Source organism: Microbacterium sp. 3J1 (assembly GCF_001049495.1).
In the GTDB taxonomy this organism is placed as follows: Bacteria; Actinomycetota; Actinomycetes; order Actinomycetales; family Microbacteriaceae; genus Microbacterium.
The window spans coordinates 40674-59577 of sequence record NZ_CDWI01000011.1 but is presented as its reverse complement, the minus strand read 5'-3'; the positions used below and the strand labels follow the sequence as shown (position 1 = coordinate 59577).

General features: G+C 66.7%; 23 protein-coding genes and 3 tRNA genes. 7 read left to right on the top strand and 19 right to left on the bottom strand.

Going from position 1 to position 18904, the window contains the following annotated elements:
* Positions 1–76 precede the first annotated feature (76 nt).
* Both BN2660_RS09350 and BN2660_RS09345 read left to right on the top strand, forming a co-directional pair.
* Complete coding sequence (locus BN2660_RS09350) at positions 77–688, top strand: TetR/AcrR family transcriptional regulator (RefSeq protein WP_091230701.1); 612 nt, start codon at positions 77–79, stop codon at positions 686–688.
* Positions 689–2338, top strand: coding sequence for an MDR family MFS transporter (locus BN2660_RS09345; RefSeq protein WP_091230698.1), 1650 nt, complete (start codon positions 689–691; stop codon positions 2336–2338).
* A 64-nt stretch (positions 2339–2402) separates the two neighbouring features.
* On the opposite strand, the gene BN2660_RS09340 is transcribed toward BN2660_RS09345, so the two are convergent.
* From BN2660_RS09340 to BN2660_RS09300, 9 genes are all read right to left on the bottom strand, one after another.
* Positions 2403–2582 carry a hypothetical protein gene (locus BN2660_RS09340; RefSeq protein WP_091230695.1) on the bottom strand — a complete coding sequence of 60 codons (180 nt, stop codon included), beginning with the start codon at positions 2580–2582 and terminating at the stop codon, positions 2403–2405.
* A gap of 154 nt (positions 2583–2736) precedes the next feature.
* Positions 2737–2810, bottom strand: a tRNA-Met gene (locus BN2660_RS09335).
* A 34-nt stretch (positions 2811–2844) separates the two neighbouring features.
* Positions 2845–2916: transfer RNA gene (locus tag BN2660_RS09330), tRNA-Thr, on the bottom strand.
* 68 nt (positions 2917–2984) lie between these two features.
* Positions 2985–4250: a peptidoglycan DD-metalloendopeptidase family protein gene (locus BN2660_RS09325; RefSeq protein WP_091230691.1), complete on the bottom strand. Its 1266-nt coding sequence runs from the start codon at positions 4248–4250 to the stop codon at positions 2985–2987.
* 121 nt (positions 4251–4371) lie between these two features.
* Positions 4372–5166 carry an inositol monophosphatase family protein gene (locus BN2660_RS09320; protein ID WP_091230687.1) on the bottom strand — a complete coding sequence of 265 codons (795 nt, stop codon included), beginning with the start codon at positions 5164–5166 and terminating at the stop codon, positions 4372–4374.
* A complete protein-coding gene (locus BN2660_RS16855) occupies positions 5163–6230 on the bottom strand; it encodes a hypothetical protein (protein WP_091230682.1) in 1068 nt (355 codons plus the stop codon). Before BN2660_RS16855 ends, BN2660_RS09320 begins: the two co-directional genes overlap by 4 nt.
* Before the next feature lie 87 nt (positions 6231–6317).
* Positions 6318–7115: an enoyl-CoA hydratase/isomerase family protein gene (locus BN2660_RS09310; RefSeq protein WP_091230678.1), complete on the bottom strand. Its 798-nt coding sequence runs from the start codon at positions 7113–7115 to the stop codon at positions 6318–6320.
* Between the two features lie 46 nt (positions 7116–7161).
* On the bottom strand, positions 7162–7653 hold the full coding sequence (locus BN2660_RS09305) for an FBP domain-containing protein (protein WP_091230675.1): 492 nt from the start codon (positions 7651–7653) through the stop codon (positions 7162–7164).
* 67 nt (positions 7654–7720) lie between these two features.
* The gene (locus BN2660_RS09300; RefSeq protein ID WP_091230672.1) at positions 7721–8428 is read right to left on the bottom strand and encodes a FadR/GntR family transcriptional regulator; all 708 of its coding nucleotides are present in this window, start codon (positions 8426–8428) and stop codon (positions 7721–7723) included.
* 138 nt (positions 8429–8566) lie between these two features.
* On the opposite strand from BN2660_RS09300, the gene BN2660_RS09295 reads away from it, so the two are divergent.
* Positions 8567–9976, top strand: a complete 1410-nt coding sequence (locus BN2660_RS09295) for a GntP family permease (protein WP_091230669.1) — start codon at positions 8567–8569, stop codon at positions 9974–9976.
* A 10-nt stretch (positions 9977–9986) separates the two neighbouring features.
* Entirely contained in the window at positions 9987–10502 is a 516-nt protein-coding gene (locus BN2660_RS09290) for a gluconokinase (RefSeq protein ID WP_091233471.1), read from the top strand.
* Positions 10503–10523: 21 nt separating this feature from the next.
* Here the strand turns inward: BN2660_RS09290 and BN2660_RS09285 are convergent, their stop codons facing one another.
* The 4 genes from BN2660_RS09285 to BN2660_RS09270 all read right to left on the bottom strand — a co-directional run bounded on the left by BN2660_RS09285 (position 10524) and on the right by BN2660_RS09270 (position 13215).
* A complete protein-coding gene (locus tag BN2660_RS09285; RefSeq protein ID WP_091230666.1) occupies positions 10524–10997 on the bottom strand; it encodes a heme-binding protein in 474 nt (157 codons plus the stop codon).
* A gap of 419 nt (positions 10998–11416) precedes the next feature.
* Positions 11417–11707: a hypothetical protein gene (locus tag BN2660_RS09280; protein ID WP_091230662.1), complete on the bottom strand. Its 291-nt coding sequence runs from the start codon at positions 11705–11707 to the stop codon at positions 11417–11419.
* Between the two features lie 63 nt (positions 11708–11770).
* Positions 11771–12457: a hypothetical protein gene (locus BN2660_RS09275; RefSeq protein WP_141651274.1), complete on the bottom strand. Its 687-nt coding sequence runs from the start codon at positions 12455–12457 to the stop codon at positions 11771–11773.
* A 17-nt stretch (positions 12458–12474) separates the two neighbouring features.
* Complete coding sequence (locus tag BN2660_RS09270) at positions 12475–13215, bottom strand: DUF5626 family protein (protein ID WP_141651273.1); 741 nt, start codon at positions 13213–13215, stop codon at positions 12475–12477.
* Between the two features lie 625 nt (positions 13216–13840).
* On the opposite strand from BN2660_RS09270, the gene BN2660_RS09265 reads away from it, so the two are divergent.
* The 3 genes from BN2660_RS09265 (at position 13841) to BN2660_RS09260 (ending at position 15315) form a co-directional block, all read left to right on the top strand.
* On the top strand, positions 13841–14116 hold the full coding sequence (locus tag BN2660_RS09265) for a histone-like nucleoid-structuring protein Lsr2 (protein WP_218054110.1): 276 nt from the start codon (positions 13841–13843) through the stop codon (positions 14114–14116).
* Positions 14113–14169: a hypothetical protein gene (locus tag BN2660_RS16870; RefSeq protein ID WP_369690557.1), complete on the top strand. Its 57-nt coding sequence runs from the start codon at positions 14113–14115 to the stop codon at positions 14167–14169. The genes BN2660_RS09265 and BN2660_RS16870 overlap by 4 nt, the downstream gene beginning before the upstream one ends.
* 597 nt (positions 14170–14766) lie before the next feature.
* Complete coding sequence (locus BN2660_RS09260; RefSeq protein WP_091230652.1) at positions 14767–15315, top strand: hypothetical protein; 549 nt, start codon at positions 14767–14769, stop codon at positions 15313–15315.
* A 12-nt stretch (positions 15316–15327) separates the two neighbouring features.
* Here the strand turns inward: BN2660_RS09260 and BN2660_RS09255 are convergent, their stop codons facing one another.
* The 6 genes from BN2660_RS09255 to BN2660_RS09230 all read right to left on the bottom strand — a co-directional run bounded on the left by BN2660_RS09255 (position 15328) and on the right by BN2660_RS09230 (position 18889).
* On the bottom strand, positions 15328–15822 hold the full coding sequence (locus BN2660_RS09255) for a hypothetical protein (protein ID WP_141651271.1): 495 nt from the start codon (positions 15820–15822) through the stop codon (positions 15328–15330).
* Entirely contained in the window at positions 15819–16331 is a 513-nt protein-coding gene (locus tag BN2660_RS09250) for an RNA polymerase sigma factor (protein ID WP_091233468.1), read from the bottom strand. Before BN2660_RS09250 ends, BN2660_RS09255 begins: the two co-directional genes overlap by 4 nt.
* A 198-nt stretch (positions 16332–16529) precedes the next feature.
* A complete protein-coding gene (locus BN2660_RS16865; protein WP_176697151.1) occupies positions 16530–16901 on the bottom strand; it encodes a helix-turn-helix domain-containing protein in 372 nt (123 codons plus the stop codon).
* Positions 16898–17365, bottom strand: coding sequence for a hypothetical protein (locus BN2660_RS09240; RefSeq protein ID WP_091230642.1), 468 nt, complete (start codon positions 17363–17365; stop codon positions 16898–16900). The genes BN2660_RS16865 and BN2660_RS09240 overlap by 4 nt, the downstream gene beginning before the upstream one ends.
* Before the next feature lie 423 nt (positions 17366–17788).
* Positions 17789–17873: transfer RNA gene (locus BN2660_RS09235), tRNA-Tyr, on the bottom strand.
* An 86-nt stretch (positions 17874–17959) separates the two neighbouring features.
* Positions 17960–18889, bottom strand: a complete 930-nt coding sequence (locus BN2660_RS09230; RefSeq protein WP_091230639.1) for a PfkB family carbohydrate kinase — start codon at positions 18887–18889, stop codon at positions 17960–17962.
* Positions 18890–18904: the final 15 nt, after the last annotated feature.

The following is an 18904-nucleotide window of genomic DNA, read 5'->3' as shown; positions in this document are numbered from 1 at the left end:
CGGCCGGCGTCCCCGCTCGTGTGACCGCGTCCGATTCACAGTGCACTCTTAGAATCAGAGTGCACAATTGCACCTTATGACCGAGAGTGCAGATTCGTTGCGGGAGAAGCGCAAGCGCGAGACGTCCCGAGCACTGACCGACGCCGCCCGACGCATGACCGCTGAGCACGGTTTCGCGGGGTTCACGGTGGAAGAGCTCTGCGCCGACGTCGGAGTCTCGCGCCGCACGTTCTTCAACTACTTCGAGAGCAAGGAGAACGCGGTCTTCGGCTTCGCGGCCATCGATTCGCGGCAGGAGGCGCTCGAAGCCGAGTTCCTCTCCCAGGACGGCGAGCTGCTGGACGACTTCATCCGTCTGACGATCGCCCGCTTCGAGCTGTTCAACCCGCTCGACGACGCTCCCGCCCTGTTCGCGGTCATCGAGCAGGAGCCTCGGCTGCTGAAGGCCGCCTTCGAGCAGCTCGCGAAGAACGAGCGCCGCGACATGGCGATCATCGTGCAGCGGGCCGGCGACGGTGCGGATGCCGAGCTCCGCGCCGAGGTCATGGTCCACACCGTCGGAGCGCTCGTGCGCCTCAGCATGGATCAGCTGCTGCACCAGCACTCGACCGTCCCCTTCGCCGATCTCGTGAGCCGACGGCTCGAGGTCGCTCGCACCGTGTACGCACCATCACAGAAAGCCCAGTGAATGTCCGCAACAGCCACCAGGGATGCGCCCTTCCTGCTCACCAAGCGCCGCATCTGGATCATCTTCAGCGCCCTCATCGCGGGCATGCTGCTCTCGAGCCTCGACCAGACGATCGTCTCGACCGCCATGCCGACGATCGTGGGGCAGCTCGGCGGCGTCGACCACCAGGTGTGGATCACCACCGCGTACCTGCTCGCCACGACGATCGTCATGCCGATCTACGGCAAGTTCGGTGACGTCCTCGGCCGCCGCAACCTGTTCTTGGTCGCGATCGCCCTCTTCACGCTCGCGTCGGTCGGATGCGCGTTCGCCACGGACTTCTGGATGTTCGTCATCTTCCGCGCCATGCAGGGACTCGGCGGCGGCGGTCTGATGATCCTCTCGCAGGCGATCATCGCCGACATCGTGCCCGCGAACGAGCGCGGCAAGTACATGGGCCCCCTCGGCGCGGTCTTCGGTCTCTCCGCCGTCGCCGGCCCCCTCCTCGGCGGGTTCTTCGTCGATCACATGACGTGGCAGTGGGCGTTCTACATCAACATCCCGGTCGGCATCGCGGCGTTCATCATCGCGCTCGTGGCACTCAAGCTCCCGAGCAAGAAGGCAGAGAAGCCGATCGACATCTTCGGCGTCATCTTCCTGTCCATCGCCACCACGTGCCTGATCTTCTTCACCGACTTCGGCGGCGACAAGGAGTTCGGCTGGGACTCCCTCGCCACCTGGGCTTGGGGCGCGGGCCTGGTCGTGGCCGCCACCGCCTTCGTGATCACCGAAGCCAAGGTGCAGGACCCGATCATCCCGCTCAGCCTGTTCCGCAACCCGATCTTCATCAACGCCACCGCCATCGGGCTCGTGCTCGGCATCGGCATGTTCGCCGCCATCGGATTCGTGCCGACCTTCCTGCAGATGTCGTCCGGCACATCGGCGGCGGCATCCGGTCTGCTGATGATCCCGATGATGGTGGGCCTCATGGGCACGTCGATCTTCTCGGGAATCGCCATCTCGAAGACCGGGAAGTACAAGATCTACCCGATCCTCGGCACGATCATCACGGGTCTGGCCATGGTGGCGTTCACGACGCTGTCCGCCGCCACGCCGATCTGGTTGATCTGCGTGTTCCTGTTCTTCTTCGGCGCGGGACTCGGCCTGATCATGCAGGTGGTCGTCCTGGTCGTGCAGAACGCCGTGCCTGCAGGTGAGATCGGCACCGCCACGAGCACGAACAACTACTTCCGCGAGGTGGGTGCATCGCTCGGCACCGCGGTGTTCGGCACGATCTTCACCACGCGGCTCACGGAGAACCTGCTCGGCGTCTTCGCCGGGGCAGGGGCCTCGTCGGAGGACGCCTCGCAGGCAGCGTCCACCATCGATCCCGCGACGCTCGCCACGCTGCCCGACGAGGTCCGCGACGGCATCGTCGGCGCCTACGCGGATGCTCTCGCGCCGGTGTTCTGGTACCTGGTGCCGTTCATCGCCGTCGCGCTCGTGCTCTCGCTGTTCCTCAAGCAGATCCCGCTCTCCGATCAGGCGGGTCTCGTGGCCCGCGGCGAGGCGATCAGCGGTGAGGAGGCCGAGCGGTTGGAGGCCGAGCTGCGCGGCGACGCCAGTGCAGTGTCGGCAGGGCCGCGGGACTCGGTGCCACGCGCCCGCTGACGTCGACCACACGCATGAAGGGCCCACTCCTCGCGAGGAGTGGGCCCTTCATCGTTCGACGGGCTCAGGGAAGGTCGGAGACGTCGACCTCGTCGTCGTCTTCGTCCCCATCATCGGCCGTCTGCCCCTCGCCCGGGGTCGCCGGGTCGATGTCGGGGTCGGCGTCGTTGGTCACGAAGTCGGCGTCGACGCCGGTGGCGTCGACCTCGGCTCCGTCGTCTGGTGCTGCAGTCGCGTCTGACATGTTCGCTCCGATCGTCGATGGACAGGACGATCAGTCTCACCGCAGCGGTCGCGCCCCGTCATCCCCTTGACATCAGGGGCGTGCCCGTCCGCTTTGCGGGCGCGAACGCCCCGGATACGACAAAACCCCCGGCGTCACCGGGGGTTTCATTCTGTAGCAGGAGCGGGGCTTGAACCCGCGACCTCACGATTATGAGTCGTGCGCTCTGACCAGCTGAGCTACCCTGCCGCAACGCATCCGCATCGCAGATGCGAACACTGTGAGCCCCGAGTCAGGATTGAACTGACGACCCCTTCCTTACCATGGAAGTGCTCTGCCACTGAGCTATCGGGGCGTGCTGCCCCTCGCGGGGCAACCACACGAGAATACCATCACAATGGCGTCCTCATGAAATCGAGGCGGTCAGTACGAGGTCCGACCTGCGTTCTCTCGCAGCCACGGCAGCGGGTCGATCGTGCTGCCGTTGGTGATGATCTCGAAGTGCAGGTGAGCGCCGTACGAACGACCGGTGTTGCCAGTGTGGCCGACGATGTCGCCGACCTTGACCGTCTGCCCGGCCTTGACCTCGAGCGAGCCGTACTGCATGTGCGAGTAGTGGCTCGTGATGACCTGTCCGTCGATGACGTGGTCGATGTACACGGTGACGCCGTAGGCGCCGCCCTGCTCGGTCGCGATGCGGACCGTGCCGTCCGCGATCGCCTGGATCGGCGCACCCTCGCCAGGAACGAAGTCGATGCCCTCGTGCAGACGACCCCAGCGCATGCCGTATCCGGAGCTCATGCCGACGCCGACCTTGAACGGCCACTGGATCGCGGCCTCCGCGTCGTTGGTGAAGACCTCGTTGGAGTAGTTGATCCCCTCTTCGGAGGCCACCTGGATGAGCGACACGGTCGAGAAGCTGTCGGAGCGAGCCAGAGAGTCGTTCTGCACGTCCGAGGAGGTCACGAAGGCCTGGATCTCGTCATCATCCGTCGCCTTCACCGCGGAGCTGGACGCGGCGACCAGCGACGTGGACGAGAGCGCCTGCGATCCCTGGACGGCGGCGACCGCTTCGGCGGGAAGCGTCATGCCGACGGCGAGCAGGCCGGCGATGCTCATCACGCCGATGGTCGCGCCGGCGGCGAGGAACTTGCGCACCGGCGGGCGACGACGCGCGACGTGCGCCGGAGCGACCGTCTCGGTCTCGACCTCTGCCGCGGGCTCGGGCTCGGCCGGCATCGTGCTCTCGGATGCGCCGGCACGGAACGCGCGCGCGGCCGACTCGAACGCGTCGGTGTCCGGAGCGTCGGTGTCGGCGTCGGGAGCGTCGGTGTCGACGTCGGCTGCGTGAGCCGTCGCGTTCTCCTCCGCCGGAAGCGCGTCGTCGGCGAGGCGGTCATCCGCCGACGCGGGCGCCTCGGGACCTGCAGCGGTCGGCTCCACGGGAACCATGGCCTGAGGGTCTGAGACGGCGGATGCTGCCGCGACGGCGGATGCCGCCACGAAGATCTCTGCGGTGGTCAGACGCTGGCGGGCAGCGCGGCGCGAAAGCGGGGCTTCGGAGACCTCACGGGCGTCGTCGAAGACGGCATCCGTTGCTTCTGCCGCGATGGCCTCGAAAGGCTCGGTGCGGGGGCGGCTGGAGCGGCGTGTGGGCGCAGCAGCAGCCTGGGAATTCTCGAAGGGCAAAACAGATTCTCTCGGGTTTAACGTCAAGCTCGGGGGCGCTTACAACCTTCATCGTTCGGGGAGATGAAAGTAACGATCGCATAAACCCTAGCCTGCTCAGGCTGGGAATGCCATGAGCGATTCAGGAAGTTTTCTCCAGCAGCGCGAGGAGTCTCGCGTGGACCTCGGTTCCGGCGGCGATGAGCATGGGTCTCAGCGACTCGGTGTCGATGCGCGAGACCTCTCCGCCCGCCTCTGCGACCAGCAGCGCTCCGGCGGCGAAGTCCCAGGGCTTGAGACCCCGCTCGAAGTAGCCGTCCAGTCGTCCTGCGGCGACGTAGGCCAGATCGAGTGAGGCCGCTCCTGCCCGTCGCAGATCCCTCGCGATGGACATGATCGTACGAACCGTCGCCAGGTCGCCGTCATGAGTCGACGGGTCATAGCCGAAGCCGGTGGCGAGGAGAGCCCCCGCCGGCACCTCGTCCGTGACGCTGAGCCGCCGATCACCGAGCCATGCTCCGCCTCCGCGGGCCGCGGTGAAGAGCTCGTCGATCGCGGGCGCGTACACGGCACCGGCGAGCGCCTCCCACTCCCCCGGAAGCGGGACGCCCCGGACGGCGGCGATGCTCACGGCGTAGGACGGGATGCCGTAGGCGTAGTTCACGGTCCCGTCGATGGGGTCCACCACCCACGTGATGCCAGACTCGCCGGATTCGGGCTCTGTCTCTTCGCCCAGGAACCCGTCGTCCGGTCGCGCGTCGCGGAGCCGAGCGCGGATCAGCGCCTCGACCTCGCGATCGGCGTCGGTGACGATGTCCGCCAGGGAGGATTTCGTGGCCGCCAGCCGGACGCCTTCGGCGCGCCGCGTGCGCGCCAGCTCGCCGGCCTCGCGGGCGACCTGCGCCGCGAGGTCGACGAGTTCGGTCTCGATGCTCACTGCGGAGGAAGGGGCGGCGCCGGCGGGTACGCCTGGGGCGCGGGCGGAGCTGGCGGGACCGGGGGCACCGGTGGCTGCTCGCCCTGGGCGGGAGACGGAGCGACGGGCGCGGGGAACTGCGGGGCCTGGGTCTGCGGGGCCTGGGTCTGCGGGGCCTGGGACTGCGGAACCTGGAACTGCGGAGACGGGAACTGCGGAGCAGGGTACGGCTGGGTCTGGAAGTGCTGGCCCTCGTGCTGCGTGAGCGCCGCGTGCTGCGGCTGCGGCGTCGGGTGGCCCGTGTAGTACGCGTTCCAGTCGGGCGAGCCGTCGGGGAGCACGGGCAGCGGCGTGCCCCCGTCTGCATAGGTCGGCCACGCCGGTGCCGCAGCGCCACCGTGCGTCCGGGCCGCCGCAGGCTTCTTCGGCGCGAACAGCGCGTTCAGAAGAGGGATGAGCGTCGTCCCGACCGCGGCGAGGATCGTGAAGGCGACCACGATGCGCCAGTAGAACTCGCCGTAGTCGAACGTGTGCGGGAACGTGAGGAAGAACACCAGCATGCCCACGAGTCCGCCGAGGAAGACGAGCGTGGCGATGTAGATGATCCGCGTGAAGGTCGTCACGTGGCGCCGCGCCGCGGGGGTGAACAGCCTCACGTGCAGCAGCGCGAGCTGCAGGATGCCGACCACGAGCAGCAACTGGAAGAATCGCTCAGCCCCGGAGAAGAAGGGGTCGTCGTCGGGCAGCCAGATCTTGACCGCACCCACGAGCAGAGCGACGATCCAGCTGACCATGCTCGACAGCGCGAGCCAGTCGGGACGGTTCGGCGCGAGGCCCGCCTCGAGGATGGCGATGCCGGCGAAGGCCGCGAGCAGGAGGATCGTCAGGAACGCCCGCCCGATGATGCCGTCCTGGTCGCCGATGAGCACCCACACCACGCAGACGAGCGCAGCGGCGATGAGTGCGCCGATGGCGATCCAGATGGCTCCTCGGATGAGGAGGGACATGTTCTTCTTGTCGACCAGAGCCGGGGGCTGCTGGGCGATCTCCGGCTGGGACATCGCGTTCCTCTCGTTGAGCGGCATCGGGATCATCCTTGCACGCGCGAGGTCGATCGCGGGGTCGCGCCCCGGGATCTGTGCATGCGACGCATGATGCCTCGGGACAGCCGGTCAGCGGGCCTTGCCGGCCGACGCGGAGGCGAACGCCGCGATCCGACGCTGCGCCTCATCCGTCTCCAGCGAAGCCCCGATCGATCGTGCCTCTTCCCTCAGCTGCTCGGCGAACGAGCGCTCGGGCTGGGAGCGAACCAGACGCTTGGCCTGCCCATAGGCGTCCGCGGCTCCGGCCAGCCAGAAGCGCGCCACCTCCTCGGCACGGGCGCGTACGGAGTCGGCCTCAGCCGCGGAATCCGCCCCTTCGACGACCTCGGCCACGAGCCCCCATTCGAGAGCCTCCTGTGCCGTGAGCAGGCGATCCTGCAGCACCAGCTGAAGAGCTCGGCGCTGGCCGACGGCGCGGGCGAGCTGGGCGGAGACGGACAGATCGGGCGTCAGCCCGATGTTCGCGTAGAGACTCCCGAGACGCGACCTCGAGCCGACAACGGCGAAGTCGCTGCTCAGGAGGATTCCCAGCCCGCCACCGGCCGTCGTCCCGTGCGCGGCCGCGACGACCGGCACGGACGACTCCGTGAGCGAGCGGATGCCGGAGTTGATGACCTCCGCCAGAGCGGTGATCTCCGCCCCAGACCCCATCGTGGTCGCCATGTCGACCACATCGCCGCCCGCGCAGAACGCGGGTCCGGCCGCATCGATGAGGATCGCCTTGACGTCGGAGCGTGACGTCGCCTCTGCCGTAGCGTCACGCCAGGCGTGGGCGAGGTCGGAGTCGAACGCGTTGAGCCGCGCGGGTCGGTTGAGCGTGAGCCGTGCCATACCCTCTTCGACGGCGAACAGGATGACATCACTCATGGCTTCTCCTTCGAGCACAGAACAGTGGGTCCAGGCTAGTCCGGATTCAGGAGTGGTCCCGGGCGCGGGCGACGAAGGCCTCCATACGCCGTCGCGTGCCGTCGAGCCGCAGGTCCACCTGCCCCGGGGCGAGGACCTCGTTGGGGGCGAGCGGGTGAGCGAGGCGGACGTTCTCGTGACAGGACAGATCGGCGCAGATGTAGGTGCCGACCGAATCACCCCGATCGCCGGCCGCCCCCGCACGGCGTGCGGAGAAGAGCGCCACCTGATTGCCCGGCTGCATCGTGTGGCAGATGTTGCACATCCCGGACCTGCCCCGGCCCGGGTCGGACACCCGCAGCACGGTGCCGGTGACCACGCCATCGTGCTGGGTGAGCACGTACCCGCGTCGACCGGCGCTCGGGTCGCGCCAGGCGAAGAAGTCGAGGTAGTCCCAGTCGATCAGCACGAAGTCGTGGGGCATCTCCATGACCCGCAGCTCCTCGGCATCCGCATTCACGAAAGACGCACGGATCTCTGCTTCGGTCAGCGCTCGCATCCGCCCAGTCTATGAAGACTCGCGTCCTCCGGCTCCGCTCGGATGGCGACGGGCGCGGGGCTCGGCGCTACTCGGCCGCCCTCTGCATGGCCTCGTCGGCCTCGGAGACGATGTTCCGCATCGCGGCAGCCGCGGCATCCGCTGCCCCGCTCGCGACCGCGAACGCGACATCCCGATGCCACTGCACCGCGTTCTGGTCGGCGACATGCGGCATGAGGTCGTGTGCTGTGCGGCCTCGGAGCACGGCCTCGACGGTGCCGCCGAGCGCCGCCAGCATCCCGTTGCCCGACGCCTCGAGAAGGAGCCGATGGAAGCGGATGTCGGCGTTCAGGTACCGTTCCCGATCCGCCTCGTGGTCCTCCTCCCCCATCTCCACGACCAGCGAGACGAGATCGACCTTCTGATCGGGCCTCGCCGTGCCCGCGGCGAGCTGTGCGGCGAGGGGCTCCACGACCGATCGCAGCTGGCTGAGCTCACGCAACTGCTCATCCCTCCCCGGCCCCGCCAGGCGCCACGCGATCACCTCGGGCGCGTAGACGTTCCAGTGCGTTCGAGGGCGGACCTCGACCCCCGACTTTCGCCGCACCCACACCAGTCCGAAGGATTCGAGGACGCGCACCGCCTCCCGCGCCGCCGAACGGGAGACGCCGCGCTGCACGGCGATCTCGATGGTCAGCATCCGGGAGCCCGGCGCGTGCACGCCGTCGACGATCGCGCGGCCGAGCTCATCGACGAGCGAGTCGTGCACCGTGCTCGCCGGTCCGGAGGTGGTCATAGGTCGAGTATGCCCGCAGGATGGCCGCTTCACAGCGCAAGACAGCGATCAATGCTCCATATGTTGCACAACAGTGTGAGGGCGTGCTTATTATGTACGACATAAGGACGAACCTCATCGCCCGGATCAAGGAAGCTCATGGCACTCATCACCCCCGCCGCGTCCGCATTCGTGACCGCAGCCACCGACACCACGGTCACCGACCGCCCCGCCGGCCAGCTCATCGCCGCCGCGGTCATCGGCATCGCGATCATCATCGTGCTCATCACGTGGGTCAAGCTGCACCCGTTCCTGTCTCTGACGATCGGTGCCCTCTCGACCGGCGCGATCGCGGGAATGGACATCGCGGACTCGGTGACGAGCTTCTCCGCCGGCTTCGGCTCGACGATGGGCGGCGTCGGAATCCTCATCGCCCTCGGCGCCATCTACGGAAAGCTGCTCGCGGACTCCGGCGGAGCCGATCGCATCGTCGACACCCTCGTCGCCCGCGCCAGCGCGCGCTCGCTTCCGTGGGTCATGGGGCTCATCGGCGCGGTCATCGGTCTGCCGATGTTCTTCGAGGTCGGCCTCGTGCTCCTCGTCCCCGTCATCATCCTGGTCGCCCGTCGATCCGGTCAGCCGCTCATGCGCATCGCGATCCCCACCCTCGCCGGCCTCTCCGCCATGCACGGCCTCGTGCCTCCGCACCCGGGCCCGCTCGCGGCGATCGACGCTCTCGGTGCGAACCTCGGCCTCACCCTGGCGTTCGGCGTCATCGTCGCGATCCCCGCCGTGATCATCTCCGGGCCGCTGTTCGCCCGCTTCGCCGCCCGCTGGGTCGACGTTCCGGTGCCCGAGCTGTTCGTGACCGCTGAGGACGAGGGCGAGGCGCAGCGCCGCCGCCCGTCGTTCGGCGCGACGCTCTTCAGCATCCTGCTCCCCGTGTTCCTCATGCTGGCGAAGGCGATCGCAGACATCTCCGCCGCGGGATCCGACGCCGCCTGGAAGGTCGCTCTCGACTTCCTCGGCACCCCCGTCATCGCACTGCTCATCGCGGTGCTGGCCGGATTCTTCATCCTCGGCCGCGGCGCGGGCTTCGACCGCACGCGCGTCAACGAGATCGTCGGCTCCTCGCTCGGCCCGATCGCCGGCATCCTGCTGATCGTCGGCGCCGGCGGTGGCTTCAAGCAGGTGCTGGTCGACACCGGCATCGGCGGCGTCATCGCCGAGCTCGTCTCCGGATCGTCGGTCTCCGTGCTGATCCTCGCCTGGCTCGTCGCGGTCGTCATCCGCATCGCCACCGGTTCGGCGACGGTCGCGACCATCACGGCCGCGGGCATCCTGCAGCCGCTCACCGAGACGCTCGACTCCCCCATGGTCGCGCTGCTCGTCCTCGCGATCGGCTCGGGCTCGGTCTTCCTGTCGCACGTGAACGACGCCGGCTTCTGGCTCATCAAGGAGTACTTCGGTCTCAGCATCCCGCAGACGCTGAAGTCCTGGACGGTGCTCGAGTGCCTGATCTCCGTCACCGGCCTCGCCGGGGTACTCATCCTCAGCATGTTCGTGTGAGGCTGTGATGATGACGACCACCGCACCCGTCCTCGTGTTCATGGGCGTCGCAAGCACGGGCAAGTCCACCGTCGCGGCGATGCTGGCCGGCCGTCTGGGCTGGGCCTTCGAAGAGGGCGACGACCTGCATCCCGAGGCGAACGTCGCCAAGATGGCCGCGGGTCACGCGCTCACCGACGAGGATCGCTGGCCGTGGCTCGACCGCATCGCAGAGTGGATCGACGAGCGCATCGCCGCGGGTGAACCCGGCATCGTCACGTGCTCGGCACTGCGCCACAGCTATCGCGACGTGCTGCGACGTGACGCCGTGACGTTCGTCCATTTCGCCGGCGAACGCCAGCTCATCCTCGATCGGATGCTGCGGCGCCAGGGCCACTTCATGCCCGCGACGCTGCTCGACTCGCAGTTCGCGACGCTCGAGCCGCTGGGGCCGGACGAGAAGTTCATCGAGATCGACATCGCGATGACCCCCGCCGAGCAGGCCGCCGAGATCGCGACGCGCCTGCGACTGCAGGCGGACATCTGACCCGGCCTGCGTGTCGCCCGATCAGCGGGCGCGCTGCTGCAGAGCTCTGATCCCGTCCGCCACGGCGTCGTGGTCGTCTGCCGAGGCGAGCCCTGACATGGTCGCGACGGCGACGACGCCCACTCCGTCGACGCGGATGGGGACAGAGCCACCGGCGACCGCGTAGGTGACGGGGTCGAGCCAGCCCGGCTCGTACATATCGCGACCGCCGTGCGCGATCCGCGCTTCCAGCAGTGCCGTACTCGTCTCGAACCGGAGAGCGGTCGCCGCCTTCTTCGCGGCCCAGACGTCGTTGTCGGCCGTCGCGCCCGGCAACGACGCGTGGAACAGCATCCCTGCAGCGGTCCGCACGTCGATCGCCACCGGATGCTTCGCGGCCAGCGCCCGCTCGGCGATCGATCGTCCGAGCTCCCACGCGTCTGCACGGTCGAATCGTCGGAGCACGAGCACGACGTGCTCCTCCTCCAGCTGCGCAAGCCTCGCGTCATCGCTCATCGGCGTGCCTTTCTCTCGGGGGCGACTCGCCTTCCGCGGCAACGGTCGGAAGTCGGTGTGAGTCCAACGGTATGGCACGACCCGACGCCGCAGTCGCATCACGGCCCGACCGACGCCAGAGGCCCGGACTCGCTGGTCTGCGAGAATCCAAGCCTCTTCTGGCTGGTGGGTTGTTCGCGTATCTCCGCGATGCCTTGAGCCTTCAGGGGTCATACGCACCATGTACGCGGCCAAATCCTCTGGCGCGAAGGCGTTATTCCTCTGCCGACTCGGTCGCGGCACGGGAAACCATTTCTGATCTGCGATTCTCCCAGGGCAGACTCGGCAAGTCTCTGCGACCGCGACCCGCGGCCGTATATAGACGTGTTATCGAAGAGGTCGGTGAGCTTGCACCGCCGCCTCGCCCCGTCTGCAGTTGCCTACTGCGGGGGCGGTGCAATGGTGAAGAGGAGCAGGGAGAGGAGCGAGGGCCCGACTGTGACGAACAGGAGGACTCCAAGCGAGACGAGGAACCCGGCAAGCGAGAAACCCGTCCCACGCAAGGTGGCGTCCTCCTTGAGCGCCTTCCTGGACACCAGCGCGAAGGCAATCGCGGCACACGCCAGCGCAGTGCCTACCAGCCACCACCCACTGGTTAGCACTGCCCCAAGCGCGAGAAGGCAGCTTGCGAAGGCGTTGCGGTCGTATCGGCCTTTTCGTTTGACGTCCACAGCGATCCTTTGTGAGTGTGTGCCCAGTAAGCAACCGCCAGCCTACTGGGCACACAGATTGACTCAGTAAGTAGTCGTCCAGCCGCCGCTTGCGTTGACCCGCAACGACAAGTAGAGATCCTCCGCGAGAGTGCCGGAGCTCCAGTAACCGTGAAGGGTTGCGACCGCAGGCTGAGACGAGGTCGAGTTCGCTCGAATCAGCTTCAGCGACTTGTCGGACACGGATCCGAAGGTCGCGCTGATTGAGCTATCACGGATGTTTGAGATCGAGCCGCCGCTCGCTGTCTGCTGGTAGTTCGCGTAGAAGCTCAGCGACGCGTACGCGGCGGTGTGACTCACCTTGCAATTCGTCGACGACGCCCATCCCGCACCGGAGTGCACGGTGCAACCGGAAATCGCCCGCGCGGATACACCCGTTGTCGGCGCGGGTTGAGGAATCTCCATCGCAGTTACGCCGACCGATCCGTCGGCGTACGTGAGCACTGTCTCTTCGAAACCATCCTTGATCTGTGTCTGCGACGAGACAGGTTCCTGACCAGACTTCAACGCGTCGATAAGGTCGCCCGCCTCCATCGATGCAACAAGGGCGTCTTGGGTATCAGAGTCCACGCCATACTCCGTGAAGAAGGCGCGCACCTCCGGGGTGTCGTATGGCGATTCAGTCGCATTCGCGAGCTGAGGAGCGCCAACAGCCATGACAAACGCCACGCCGAGCGCTGCGCAGATTCGAGATTTCGTCTTTGTAATCACGGGGATGCTTCTTTCGCTCAATAGTTCTGGGTTGTGGTGGCGGAGGCGCCGGTTACATACAGGTTCAGGGTGCACGTCTTACTCCCGACCGGCGGCGCACCGTTGAACTGAGTCGTCGCCTTTGCGTGGGCTTTCGTACCAGTCGCCGTGACGATGCTCAGTGTCGGCGTTGCGGCGGTGCCGCCCACCGCGTGCACGTACGGAGAACTGACCGAATGAATGGTCGCCTTGTTCGCGTTCGTGCGCGTGTAGCTGGCCCGGAACTCCATGCTCAGCCAGGCGCCGTTGGACCCGACGACAGCGCAGTCGTAGTACGACGCCCAGCCGGAGCCGGACGACGTTGATCCGCACGATCCGACGCTTCTCACAGAGATCCCGGTAGCCTCGCCTTCTTCGGCGCCTGGCAGCTGAACCTTCGATACCGAGATGGAACCGTCCTGGAATTCTGCGCGCGTGACATTCCATCCGTCGATCTCAGATGTGCGAACCTCCACCGGTTCTGCGCCTGACATGGAATCGATCTCCCCACCGCTGTTGAATGTGGCGATGAGATCGCGCGCCGTGTCGGGGGCTACCCCGTTTTCGACGAACCAGTCGAACTGGTCCTGGTCCACGTCCGAAGCGGTGGTTGGCAGCCCGCGCACCCCTTCGACGTGCTCGAGCGAAGCAGCCTCTGCGGACGCGAAAGCCGACGATGGTGCCGGACATGGTGAGGACTCTGGCGTTGCTGCCAGGCGGGTGATGGAGGCGAAGACCATGAGGGCACTGGGATCGCGTCGTTGCAGATTCCGCGCTTATCTGTCATCGCAGCGGGGACATCTGTCTCGAACTCTGTAGTCTCCGTGCACGCGAGCGCGCCTTGCCCCGCTTTCTCACGGCACAAGGAAGTACCTCGCCAATCCTCAACTTGAATGCTGTCCGTCCATGCCCTCCGGCATGAAGTGAACCTCATCGCCGTCCGAACGATGCCCCGACCCGAACACTCAGTGCTTGCGCCCGCGTGAAGATCGTGACGTCGCTCATAACTTCACGACGCCGACTACTGCGGAGCCCGCGAAGGCCCTCGCGCCAGCGAGCGGTAGCGACAGCGGTTGCCCCGTGCCACCGCGTTCTAGTCGTTCGTCCCGCCCTCCGGTGCGTTCTTCTCGAACTCTCGCGCGAATACCTGCAGCAGTTCGGACTGGCGGCGCGCTCGGTCCGCGCCATAGCAGGGCCATCTCCGCGATTCTCACCGGTCTGTGCACGCCCTCGATGGTCGGCAGGATGGCTCAGATTCTGTAGTCAGGACCCGGCCAGGTAGTCGCGAAGTCCATGCCGCCCTATCACTTATGGATCCAGAAGACCGCGACGAAGATGAGCGTGGCACCTCATGATTGGATCTCCATGGCACGGCGGCGAATCGTCGAGCTCATCGACGACTTGGACCAGTCGACCATCGACGAGGGCGGCACGGTCACGTTCGAGCTCAACGGCACCTCGTACGAAATAGACCTGACCAACGCCAACCAGGAGAAGCTCCGCGACGCCCTCGCTCCGTTCATCAAGGCGGGACGGCGGGTGCGCCCTCTCGCGTCCCGTGGCTCTTCCGCCGTCGCGCCGCCGTCGGCGGATGAGAGGGCACCATCCGCACATGGGCACGTCGCAACGGTTACGCCGTGAGTGACCGCGGTCGTATCGCGGCCGACATCGTCGCGGCCTATCGCTCATCGTGAGCTCACCGCCCGGCTGTCCTGGACACCGGGTTCGATACACACCGTCGCGACATCGAGACCCTCTCCTGCGATGAGAACCGTCGGCGCGTCGACCGAGTCGAGGACTCCTCGAATCACGACGAGGTAGCGTCCTCTATCGCGCGCGTCGCCCGCGCTCTAGCCCGGTGGTCGCGGTGCTTCGCGTCGGCTGCATAGGCCACTTGTGATGTGCGCCCCGGTACGACCCTGCCCTTGCCGTTGCACGCCTCATCACGCTCGGGCGACCCCGTGCGGAGCATGTTGACGCTGCCCCCTCGCGTTCTGGACGCGGGCCTCCCTCCGGCCCGATCTGTGCGTGACAGCGGCGCAGTCGGACACCAGCGTCCTTCGTGACGCTGGTGTCGAGTGCGCCTGGAAGTACGCGACCGCCGTCGCCGAAGGCACACCGGAGTACAGAGATCGAGTCAAACCGTGAGGCCGACTTCCCCGTAAATACGCGGTTCTCGACCTGTTGAGCGGAGTAGTGCAGGAACCCCGGACTGGGGGTTGGACATACCGAAGCGAATCCAACCCCTACCGGAGGAGCTTCCTTTGTCTCGACGATTCCTGCCAGCTGCCGTGGCGCTCACCGCAACCCTCGCGTTCGCCGCGCCCTCGCCGGCACTCGCATCTGCGGAACCCACCGTCCCCGCCGCCTGCACCGTCGGAGGTGTAGCCATCCCCGACGGCGAGCCGGTTCCCGACGACATCCCCACCGTGGTCTCCTGCTTCGATTCGGTCGAAGCAGCGGAACAGTTCATCGAAGATGGTGCACCAGGCGATTACCAGCAGCTTCACCCGGAGGGCGTGAGTGCTCGTGCGGCGGCCGCAGCCACCGTAACAGTCGGCAAGATCTGGACCGGGACGTCGCGCTCGGGGTCTGTTCTCCTTCACTGGGGCTCTGGAAGCGGTTGTTACGGCGTGACGTTCGGCTTCCCGAGTCTCGGATCCGGGTGGACCAACAACGTGCGGTCGGCGGAAGGGTTCAACAACTGCTGGTCGTCGCAGTACGACGGAACGAGCTACACCGGCGCGGTCCTGACCTGCGCCCCGTACTGTTCCTCATTGGGCGCACTGGCCGCGAAGACGTCGTCCATCGTCTACCGCCCGGTCGGAACCTTCGGTTGACCCTCGTCCGGCTCAGCTCTGATACGGGTGCAAGCGAAGCGTTGAGCACTCGATCTTTCCTGGCACGACCGCTGCTTCGCCATTGTCGGTGACGCAGGTCGTGAACTCGGACGGAGCAACAGCCGGGCCTGGCGTCGCGGACAGTGGGTCCGTCTCGGCAAACGCACCGGACTCCCACATCTGGATGCATACAGCCTCTGCGTCTTCAATCGGTACGACGCCGTCTGGCGTGGCGATACTCACCGCCGCGCCAGACAGCGTGCCGTCCGGGTTCCGGTATGGACCTTCGAGGCACTGCACGATGCTGGTGTCGTCGACCGGGCGTTCTTCCAAGAGGACCACGGCGGCGACTCCTGCCCCCGCCACAACGAGCACGCCAGCGGCGATGGATAGCCGCCCCGTAAGGGTCTTCCACCATGGCTGGCGCGACAAGTCCCGGCGCATCTGCTCGATGAGCAAGTCCTGCACCTCGCGGCGGTGCGGCATTCCTTCAGATGGGTCAGTCACGCGTTCGCCTCCTCTGTTGTCGGAGCGTACTCATGAAGCACTCCCCGCAGGCGGGTCTTCACGCGCGACAACCGGGACTTGACCGTCCCCTCGGGTATGCCGAGCACGACCGCTGCCTCCGAGGTAGGTAGTTCTTGGATCACGCACAGGATGACGACGCTCGCGTCCCGCTGGTTGAGGTGGAGCAAGGCCTCGCGCACGTCGCTCGAGATCCTCAGGGAGTCCATGGCCTCGGCAACTTCGTCGGCATGGTCGGGAACGTCGCCGTCGTGCGGGATACGGGTGAGGAGCCGTTGGTACCGGCGACGGGAACGAAGGCTGTTCTTCGCTGCGAACGACGTCGTCGCCAGGAGCCAAGGCAGCACCGATCCGTCGACGACCCGGACTTTGTCGCGCTTGCGCCACAGTTCGAAGAATGCGGTAGCCGCGACCTCTTCGGCATCCCACGTGGTGCGCATCAGCACGAGCGACATTCGCCACACCGGAGCCTGGTGCCGGTCGTGCAACATGCGATACGCCGGTTCGTCGCCTCGCGAAAGCCGGAAGAGGAGTTCGCCGTCGTGAGGCGTCCTCGTCTCTGCGTTCTCCGACACTGCCTCACCTCGCGACGTACAGACATCGGAAAGCCCCGACTGCCTCCCCGAGTCTAAACGGAGTCGTCGACACACGGTCCCGCCTCGGACGTGTCTGCACATCAACAGCCAGCGCTATGCGGCCGTCGGCAACGTCAATGCCCTCAGAGTCTCAGCGTGAGTGTTTCGCGCATCCCGCGGGCTGCACTGCAAGTAACGGTGACACTGAGCACGGAAAGTCTCATACGTCCCGTACCCGCAGCGTCGCGCGACGATGGACATGGGAATGTCGGGGCGGAAAGCGGCGATGGCCACGACGTGCCGGAGTCGGCGCTTGGCGAGGAGCTCGGCAACGCTCGGGCAACCGACGAATGCTCTGTCGAGCTGGCGGCGAGAGACGAAAAGCTCACGAGCCAGCCAGGCCGGACCGACGCGGTGGTCTCGGTAGTGGTGGTCGATAAGTGCAAGGCAGCGTTCGCGTAGAGCGACGATGTCGGTGGCCCTCATAGAACGTAATGTCCGGATACGCCGCCACGGTTCCATCCAACTTCGGGTGCGTGTAGATTCGCCGACCCCGTAGCGGACGTTCCGCTCGCCATGTGCGTCCCGCGAGCCGTCAGGAGGTAGTCCTCCGCCAGGTCGAGGAGCCGGTTGGCTTGGCCCTCGTCGTAGCGGAAGTCGAAAGACACATGGGCCGAATCACCGAGCAGGTAGAACGCGGTCCAGCCGCTATCGTCGCCGATGTTCGTCGGCCAGACATCCTCAAGGGCGTCAATGTTGCTCGCGGTCACAGGCGTGCCTGGCGTGATACCCGAAGCAGATGATGCCCGAGCCGCCAGAGACACTTCCTCGTTGATCCGAACAACAGGGACGTCGTGCGGGGGAAGCTCCACCAGCGCAGTGACGACATCGGACCGGGACAGCCCGGTCCCACGGCGCACCAACTCCTCATCGATCCACAGATCGAACATTTGGGCAATCAGAACGTCGCCGATGTCCTAATCCGGCGTCTCGTCGGCAGTCACATGCGCCCCGGCTCAGCAATCCAGAAGGTTGTCAAGGTTGTTCGGCGAGTAGTTGTCGGGAGCCATGATCCACTTGCAGCCGAAGCGGCTCGGCGAAGAAGCGCCTCGTGGAATCAGGCTACGTGCACGTCGCGGGCGCGCGGACTCGAGCTCATCCAGCAGGTCGTCGACTGACTAAGCCACGCGTGCCTAAGGGGCAGGTCCATGTCGTCGCGCCCAGGCACCCGGGAAGGCCGTTCAGAATCGCATCGCGAACCCGAGCAAATGACCCGAAAAAGAGGAAAACCACCGGGGTTCCGGTGGTTTTCCTTTTCTGACCTGGTCTTCCGAGATACGGGAATGATTTCCTCGAGATCCGGGAACACCCCCTGGTGGCGAGTGAGGGATTCGAACCCCCGAAGTCTAAGACGGCTGATTTACAGTCAGATCCCTTTGGCCGCTTGGGTAACTCGCCAGAGCGCACCCGTCCGACTTCGACAGCCAATCGGGGGCACGAGTATCAATCATACCCGCCAGAGGCAGGCACGAGAAATCGAGCCGTCAGCTGCCGAAGACACCCCGATCGGCGTCCATCAAGGACTCGGGCGTCCGCAGCAGACCGCCCTCGGCCCGGCACGTCGCCGCAGCGACGTCCATCGCCCTCTCGAGCAGCAGCTGCCACCCGTCGACGTCGCTGGGGGCGCGCTCGACGAGCCCCGACGCGACCGCCGCGAGGGTCGCGTCCCCGGCCCCCACGGTGTCGACGACCCGACCGGGAAGCGCCGAGACCGGAGCCGTGACGACGCCGAGGTCAGACTCGAGCGTCGCGCCTGCGGCGCCCGCCGTGGCGAGGACTGCGGCGACGCCGAGACCCCGCAGACGAGCACGCAGGGCGTCGAGGTCGCCGTCGTACAGAAGGGCTGCGTCGTCTGCGCCGACCTTGACGATCGACGCGCGCGCGACGACACGCTCGAACCCTCGTACGAACTCGTCGCGGTCGGTCAGCATCCCCGATCGAGGGTTCGGGTCGAGCGCGAGGCGTGTCTCGCCCAGCGCCGCGACGAGGGCGTCGACCTCTCGCGGCACATCGAACGGGAAGCAGCTCACGGCGACGAGCTCCGCGTCGGCGATCGCCCGAACGGCGGCGCCGGAGTATCGGATGCTGCGCCGCTGCGCCGCCTCGTTGAACAGGTACACGGGCTCACCGTCCGAGCCCCGCTGGACGATCGCCCGCGACGAGCCGTGCGGCGCCTCGCTGGAGATGAGACGGACGTCGTGATCGGCCAGGTATTCGCGGATGTGGCCACCCGCCTCGTCGTCGCCGACCATCGCGACGAGTGTGGTCGGGACACCGAGACGCCGCAGCCCGACTGCGACGTTGAGGGCTGCCCCGCCGACGAGTTCGCGCACGCCGCCGGCATCGCGGATCTCATCGATCAGCGCGTCTCCGATGACGACGGCTGCGGACGCGCGGGGGTGATCGAGGCTCATCCAGCCGACATTACC

Bases quoted from the DNA above. Each gene is read 5' to 3' on its own strand.
- BN2660_RS09350 (WP_091230701.1), top strand. From the start codon at position 77: ATGACCGAGAGTGCAGATTCGTTGCGGGAGAAGCGCAAGCGCGAGACG.
- BN2660_RS09345 (WP_091230698.1), top strand. From the start codon at position 689: ATGTCCGCAACAGCCACCAGGGATGCGCCCTTCCTGCTCACCAAGCGC.
- BN2660_RS09340 (WP_091230695.1), bottom strand. From the start codon at position 2,582: ATGTCAGACGCGACTGCAGCACCAGACGACGGAGCCGAGGTCGACGCC.
- BN2660_RS16855 (WP_091230682.1), bottom strand. From the start codon at position 6,230: ATGCCGCTCAACGAGAGGAACGCGATGTCCCAGCCGGAGATCGCCCAG.
- BN2660_RS09310 (WP_091230678.1), bottom strand. From the start codon at position 7,115: ATGAGTGATGTCATCCTGTTCGCCGTCGAAGAGGGTATGGCACGGCTC.
- BN2660_RS09305 (WP_091230675.1), bottom strand. From the start codon at position 7,653: ATGCGAGCGCTGACCGAAGCAGAGATCCGTGCGTCTTTCGTGAATGCG.
- BN2660_RS09300 (WP_091230672.1), bottom strand. From the start codon at position 8,428: ATGACCACCTCCGGACCGGCGAGCACGGTGCACGACTCGCTCGTCGAT.
- BN2660_RS09295 (WP_091230669.1), top strand. From the start codon at position 8,567: ATGGCACTCATCACCCCCGCCGCGTCCGCATTCGTGACCGCAGCCACC.
- BN2660_RS09290 (WP_091233471.1), top strand. From the start codon at position 9,987: ATGACGACCACCGCACCCGTCCTCGTGTTCATGGGCGTCGCAAGCACG.
- BN2660_RS09285 (WP_091230666.1), bottom strand. From the start codon at position 10,997: ATGAGCGATGACGCGAGGCTTGCGCAGCTGGAGGAGGAGCACGTCGTG.
- BN2660_RS09270 (WP_141651273.1), bottom strand. From the start codon at position 13,215: ATGGTCTTCGCCTCCATCACCCGCCTGGCAGCAACGCCAGAGTCCTCA.
- BN2660_RS09265 (WP_218054110.1), top strand. From the start codon at position 13,841: ATGGCACGGCGGCGAATCGTCGAGCTCATCGACGACTTGGACCAGTCG.
- BN2660_RS09250 (WP_091233468.1), bottom strand. From the start codon at position 16,331: ATGTTGCACGACCGGCACCAGGCTCCGGTGTGGCGAATGTCGCTCGTG.
- BN2660_RS16865 (WP_176697151.1), bottom strand. From the start codon at position 16,901: ATGAGGGCCACCGACATCGTCGCTCTACGCGAACGCTGCCTTGCACTT.
- BN2660_RS09240 (WP_091230642.1), bottom strand. From the start codon at position 17,365: ATGTTCGATCTGTGGATCGATGAGGAGTTGGTGCGCCGTGGGACCGGG.
- BN2660_RS09230 (WP_091230639.1), bottom strand. From the start codon at position 18,889: ATGAGCCTCGATCACCCCCGCGCGTCCGCAGCCGTCGTCATCGGAGAC.